The following is a 5765-nucleotide window of genomic DNA, read 5'->3' as shown; positions in this document are numbered from 1 at the left end:
AGAGTGCAAAAGTTTTCAGTATTTTATCGGTGCTTTTTATCTATGCTTCCAATGCACGGATCAGATTCACCATCTCGATGGCACCGGTCGCGCACTCATACCCTTTATTTCCTGCCTTGCTGCCTGCACGCTCGATTGCCTGCTCAATATTATCGGTGGTCAGCACACCAAACATCACCGGAATGTCACTGTTTAAAGAGACATTTGCAATCCCCTTGGAGACTTCACTGCATACATAATCATAGTGGCTTGTGCTTCCACGGATCACGGCACCCACACAGATTACCGCATCATACTTTTTACTTTTCGCCATCTTCGACGCGATCAGGGGGATTTCAAAGGCACCTGGTACCCACGCGATATCGATATCTTCCTCTTTGACATCATGGCGTTTTAAACCATCCAGTGCCCCGCCAACCAGCTTTGACGTAATAAATTCATTAAATCTTGCTGCCACAATTCCTACACGGATTCCTTTTGCTACTACATTTCCTTCCAGTACTCTCATATGTTTGTCCTCTTTCTTCATAATATATTATAAAATGATATAGCAACAGATTTTTTACCCTCTAATACCGCAGCAGATGCCCCATACGCTGCTGCTTGGTCCGCAGGTAAAACAGATCGTATTTCGTCGCGCTCATCTGGATCGGCACACGCTCTTTGATGGTCATGCCAAACTCCGAAAGCTGGTATACTTTATCCGGATTGTTGGTGAGCAGGCGCATGCTCTTTACTCCAAGATCCCGCAGGATCTGTGCACCGATGTAATATTCCCGCTCATCCCCGGCAAAACCAAGTGCCAGATTAGCCTCCAGGGTATCCATGCCCTTTTCCTGCAGTTCATAGGCCTTCAGCTTGTTGATCAGACCGATGCCGCGTCCTTCCTGCCGCATGTAAAGGAGAATGCCACGTCCTTCTTTTTCAATCTGGGTCATGGCTGCCGCAAACTGCTGGCCACAGTCACAGCGCAGGGAACCAAACGTATCGCCGGTCAGACATTCCGAATGAATCCGACAAAGGACATCTTCCCCATCTCCAATCTCCCCTTTTACCAGTGCGACATGATGTTCGCCATTTAATCGGTTTACATAGCCGTAAGCCACAAATTCTCCGTATTTGGTCGGCATTTTCGTCACAGTCACCCGGTCAACCAGCTGATCCTGGAATTTCCGGTAATTTTTCAGGTCCTGGATCGTGATAAATTTTAAGTCCCATGTTTTTGCCAGTTCCTGCAATTCGCTGGTGCGCATCATGGTTCCGTCCTCCCGCATGATCTCACAGCAAAGCCCGCATTCCTTTAATCCGGCCAGGCGGCACAGATCCACGGTAGCTTCCGTGTGTCCTTCCCGTTCCAGAACACCATTCTTTTTTGCCAGCAGCGGGAACATGTGTCCCGGTCTGCGAAAGTCCTCCGGCTTTGCATCCTCTGCCACACAGCGCATGGCCGTGACGGAGCGCTCTGCTGCGGAAATTCCGGTCGTCGTATCGACACAATCAATCGAAACCGTAAACGCTGTCTCATGGTTGTCTGTATTATTGGTCACCATCTGAGGAATCTGCAGTTTCTTTACATATTCCTCGGACATCGGCATGCAGATCAGTCCTTTTCCATGGGTTGCCATGAAATTGATATTTTCCGTCGTGGCAAACTCTGCCGCACAGATGAAATCTCCCTCATTTTCCCGGTCCGGATCATCGGTCACCAGAATGATATGTCCTTTGCGAAGTTCTTCTAACGCTTCTTCTACGGTATTGTATTGAAATGCCATAATTTTTCCCTCCTGCCTTGCGTTTTATTAAAATCCATATTGGGTCAGAAATTCTTTTGTAATTTTGCTTTCTGTCTGTTTTTGTCTGGAATCTGGTTGTTCTGGACATTTGCACTCTGTCATTCCCCCACCCAGCAGCCGCTCCACGTATTTCCCGATGATATCATTCTCCAGGTTCACTTTATCTCCTTCTTTCCGCTCTCCCAAAGTTGTCACGGCATTGGTGTGCGGTATCGTGGAAACGGAAAAAGATTTCTCCGTCACCGATGCCACAGTCAGGCTGATCCCATCGATCGTAACGGATCCCTTTTCCACAATATAGCGAAGAATTGCCGGGCTGGCTTCCACAGTATACCAAATTGCATTATCATCCCGCGAAATCTTCCGGATCGTTCCGGTTCCATCCACATGGCCACTTACGATATGACCGCCAAACCGCCCTCCTGCTGCCATTGCCCGCTCCAGGTTCACGTGCATGCCCGGTTTTGCACCTTTTAAGGAAGAACGGTTTAAGGTTTCATGCATTACGTCTGCCGTAAACCCGGAAGTGTCCAGATTCGTTACCGTCAGGCAAATTCCATTGACTGCAATGCTGTCGCCCACTTTGGTACCGGCAAGCACCTGTTTTGCCTGAATGGTCAGCGCCGCCGAATGTGCACCCCAGGTAATCCGTTTTAACGTTCCAATCTCTTCAACGATCCCCGTAAACATCCTGCACCTCGCTTTCCACTAGGAAATCCTCGCCCAGCTTTCGGATTTCTCTGACCTTCAGACGGACCGCTTCCGAAGGATCTGCCACACCAGGCCCCTCCACCGGCGTTTTGGCTTTTGCACCGCCAAACAGCTTCGGTGCAAGATAAGCATGTACTTCTTTGACAATCCCGCTTTTCAACGCGGACCAGTTTAAGGTACCGCCTCCCTCCAGCAAAATACTGTCGATCTGTTTTTCGCCAAGCAGCTTCATCAGGTTCTTGAGATTCACATGCCCCTCTTCCTCTGAAACCGGCAAAATCTGGCAGCCCGCCTGTTCATAGGGAAGATATCGTTTTTTGTCCGTCTCGCAGACAGCCAAAATTGTAGGAATTTCCCTCGCGGTCTTTACGATTTGGGATTCCAGCGGAGTTTTTAAGTGTGTATCACAGATGATCCGGACCGGATTTCTTCCTCCCGGCATGCGGCAGTTCAGCAATGGATCATCTGCCAGTACGGTATTGACCCCCACCATGATGCCACGATAACGGCTGCGCTCCCGCTGCACCCACGCCCGTGCCTCCTCGCCGGTAACCCATTTGGATGCCCCGGTGTATGCCGCAATTTTCCCATCCATGGTCATGGCATATTTCAAAACCACATAGGGAGTTTTTCTGCGGATGTAATGGAAAAATACCGGATTTAGCGCATCGCATTCCTCTTTCAGCACATGGGTTTCTACCAGAATGCCGCGTTCCCGCAAATACTGGATTCCCTTTCCGGCAACCAGTGGATTCGGATCATCCGATCCCACAAAAACCCGCTTGATCCCCGCCTGCACAATTGCCTCTACGCAGGGAGGCTGTTTTCCATAGTGGCAGCATGGCTCTAACGTGACATAGAGGTCTGCCCCCTCCGTCGGCTCCATACAGGTACGGAGCGCATTGCGCTCTGCATGAAGTTCCCCATACCGCGCATGGTATCCTTCCCCGATGATTCTCCCGTCTTTTACCACCACGGCACCTACCATCGGATTCGGACTGGTCCAGCCTTCGCCTTTTTTCGCCAGTTCCACTGCCCGGCGCATATAATCCTGTTTTGTCAAAGACTCCTTCCTCCATTTCCTGTTCGCATAAGTATCAAGCAGAAGGATGGTTAACGTCAGATGCACCACAGATACTTCTGAGTTATGCAATACAGAAAAAGCAGATCCAAAGAATCAATATTCTTCAGAATTTGCTTTTCTTTTTGTACTGTTTTTCCGTTATTTTTGAATTTTCCGTATCCTGTAAACCATTTTCCAAATCATGAAAAAGAACTTTCTTTGTTCCTGCTCACGAAATCACGAAAAATACGATCTGCATGTTCCATTTGTTTCATAAAACACAATTCCTATGAAATAAAAGAAGCTCTGGAATTTTCATTCCAGAGCGGTTATCACAAAATACGGTATCTTCAAAAATATAAGAAATACACGATCATTCTTCTTTCATCCAGACTATACTGTCGGCTTCGGAATTGCACCGAATCATGCCTTGCGGCTCGTGGGCTTTACCACCGGTGGAGAATTTCGCTCCGCCCTGAAGACTTTATGCTTTTTACAAGGGGTATTATTGCACATTTCTATAGGAAAGTCAAGATATGGTGTAAAATTGGTGTAATCCTGTGTGAATCCAGATTCATGAAACTATAACAAGTCCAAAAGCACATCATAAAGCTGGAAATTATTGTTTACAACCAGCAGCAGCTTTTCTTTTGCACCGTTCAGCTGATGAAACAGCTTCCGCACAGTATGATTTTCGGAGCGCAAATATTTATTCTCATCATAGAAATACTGCTCATCCAACATCACTGCCAGGAAATCCGGTGTTTTTCCTGTTACCATATGTTCTGACAAAAGTTGATATCCCTGTTCTTTTGCATCCTGAATCAAATTTTCTGCTTCCTGGTTATCGTTGGCATAAAACACAGTAACATTTGGAAAGTGTCTGGTAACTTTCCGTTCTGGAAGATGCATCATATTTTGAATAAAAGTTGAAAGTTCCGCATTGGTCCGGATCCGATTCGTCAGACGAAACATCCAAACCTCAGCAAGATTTTCCAACTCCTGTTTTATGCTTTGATCCGCTTCTTCCGGTGAAACCGGGCTCTCATCGTCACTGGAAAAAATAACCGGACGACTTCCAGCCAGGTTTACAATCCTATGTAATACATCCTGACTCAGTAAATGTGCTTCATCAACCAGAACGGCACTGTACTCATCTAATTTTATTTCTTCTGTAATCTGGGAATCAGAAATCCAGATCATACGCAGCAGGCGTTCATGAAGTTTTTTCCATTTCTGCCCGGAAGTTCCACAGTGAATCATGCAGACCTTTTGCCGGACAGAAAGTTTCATGGCAATGTCATACAGGAGCAAGGTTTTTCCCGTTCCTGGAAGCCCAGAAAACCAGTAATAGCCTCTTCGTTCTGTCCTGATTCTTCTTAGAATCTGCCGTTCGATATCTTTCTGCTGCGCTGTCAGAAAATATTCCTTTCTCAGGAAACGTTCCGGCTGTGTCAGCGGCGAGATCAGATACCATTCCGCCTGAAACAATGTTTCCAGATTTCCCGTGTATTCTGGGCTTTTCTCCTGCAATTCCTCACACAACTGTTTCCAGTCTGTGTCAGCAATATGGTCATGATTTGTCAGACGCACCAACCGGTTCTGACTGCTGATGTAAGTGTAAGATTTGATCGGTTTTCCAAGTACAGACAAATAATAGCGGTTCTGTATCAGCTGCCTGCGTATCGCATCTTCGGAAACCGCACCGCTTTTCAGTTCAATGTTTACAATCTGGTTTTCCTTCACCTGGAGCAGGTCAAATTCCTTTCCAAGCCGTGGAATCTGAAAGGAGTAGAAAAAGCGCAGGCGGTATACATGCTCCATATGAGCTTCCAGCTGATCTACCAGGGCTTTCATGCTATTCAGTTCCCATGTACGAAACTTCAGTGGCTTTTCTCGTTCAGATAAATGATACTCCAGTTTGGTAAGATTGGTCAGGTTCTGTTCTCTTGTCAGTGCATAAATTGGTATTGACTTCATTGTTTCCTTACTCTCTCCGCTATATTCTTCCAGTTTTGATTCATCTGCGCTTTGCCTCTGGCTTTACTGCCCCAATAGCCAGGATGCCTTTCATAGCTTCATCATACCACACAAACAAATCCCGAACAATCTGCCATTCTAATTTGACCTGATTCTTTTTGCTGACTTGAAAAAGTAAATTCCAGTGCAAAAGTAAATTCCACCGCTCTTTTAAAAGT

At 46.6% G+C, this 5765-nt stretch carries 5 protein-coding genes and 1 riboswitch; all 5 genes read right to left on the bottom strand.

Translation table 11 applies throughout. The features are described 5' to 3' along the window. Positions 1-40: 40 nt before the first annotated feature. Positions 41-508 carry a 6,7-dimethyl-8-ribityllumazine synthase gene (gene ribE, locus DXB18_RS15845; protein ID WP_118542984.1) on the bottom strand — a complete coding sequence of 156 codons (468 nt, stop codon included), beginning with the start codon at positions 506-508 and terminating at the stop codon, positions 41-43. A gap of 61 nt (positions 509-569) precedes the next feature. Then, a complete protein-coding gene (locus DXB18_RS15840; RefSeq protein WP_118542985.1) occupies positions 570-1772 on the bottom strand; it encodes a bifunctional 3,4-dihydroxy-2-butanone-4-phosphate synthase/GTP cyclohydrolase II in 1203 nt (400 codons plus the stop codon). Positions 1773-1799: 27 nt separating this feature from the next. After that, the gene (locus DXB18_RS15835; protein WP_118542986.1) at positions 1800-2483 is read right to left on the bottom strand and encodes a riboflavin synthase; all 684 of its coding nucleotides are present in this window, start codon (positions 2481-2483) and stop codon (positions 1800-1802) included. Then, complete coding sequence (ribD, locus tag DXB18_RS15830) at positions 2464-3567, bottom strand: bifunctional diaminohydroxyphosphoribosylaminopyrimidine deaminase/5-amino-6-(5-phosphoribosylamino)uracil reductase RibD (RefSeq protein WP_118708882.1); 1104 nt, start codon at positions 3565-3567, stop codon at positions 2464-2466. Before ribD ends, DXB18_RS15835 begins: the two co-directional genes overlap by 20 nt. 372 nt (positions 3568-3939) lie before the next feature. Then, positions 3940-4054, bottom strand: a riboswitch (FMN riboswitch). Positions 4055-4149: 95 nt separating this feature from the next. After that, positions 4150-5547, bottom strand: a complete 1398-nt coding sequence (locus tag DXB18_RS15825) for a DNA/RNA helicase domain-containing protein (protein ID WP_118708880.1) — start codon at positions 5545-5547, stop codon at positions 4150-4152. Positions 5548-5765: the final 218 nt, after the last annotated feature.

Origin of the sequence: Clostridium sp. OM02-18AC, assembly GCF_003481825.1 — a bacterium.
In the GTDB taxonomy this organism is placed as follows: Bacteria; Bacillota; Clostridia; order Lachnospirales; family Lachnospiraceae; genus Brotaphodocola.
The sequence above is the reverse complement of the archived record's forward strand: the minus strand, read 5'-3'. Positions and strand labels throughout refer to the sequence as shown.

Bases quoted from the DNA above. Each gene is read 5' to 3' on its own strand.
- DXB18_RS15825 (WP_118708880.1), bottom strand. From the start codon at position 5,547: ATGAAGTCAATACCAATTTATGCACTGACAAGAGAACAGAACCTGACC.
- ribE (WP_118542984.1), bottom strand. From the start codon at position 508: ATGAGAGTACTGGAAGGAAATGTAGTAGCAAAAGGAATCCGTGTAGGA.
- DXB18_RS15840 (WP_118542985.1), bottom strand. From the start codon at position 1,772: ATGGCATTTCAATACAATACCGTAGAAGAAGCGTTAGAAGAACTTCGC.
- DXB18_RS15835 (WP_118542986.1), bottom strand. From the start codon at position 2,483: ATGTTTACGGGGATCGTTGAAGAGATTGGAACGTTAAAACGGATTACC.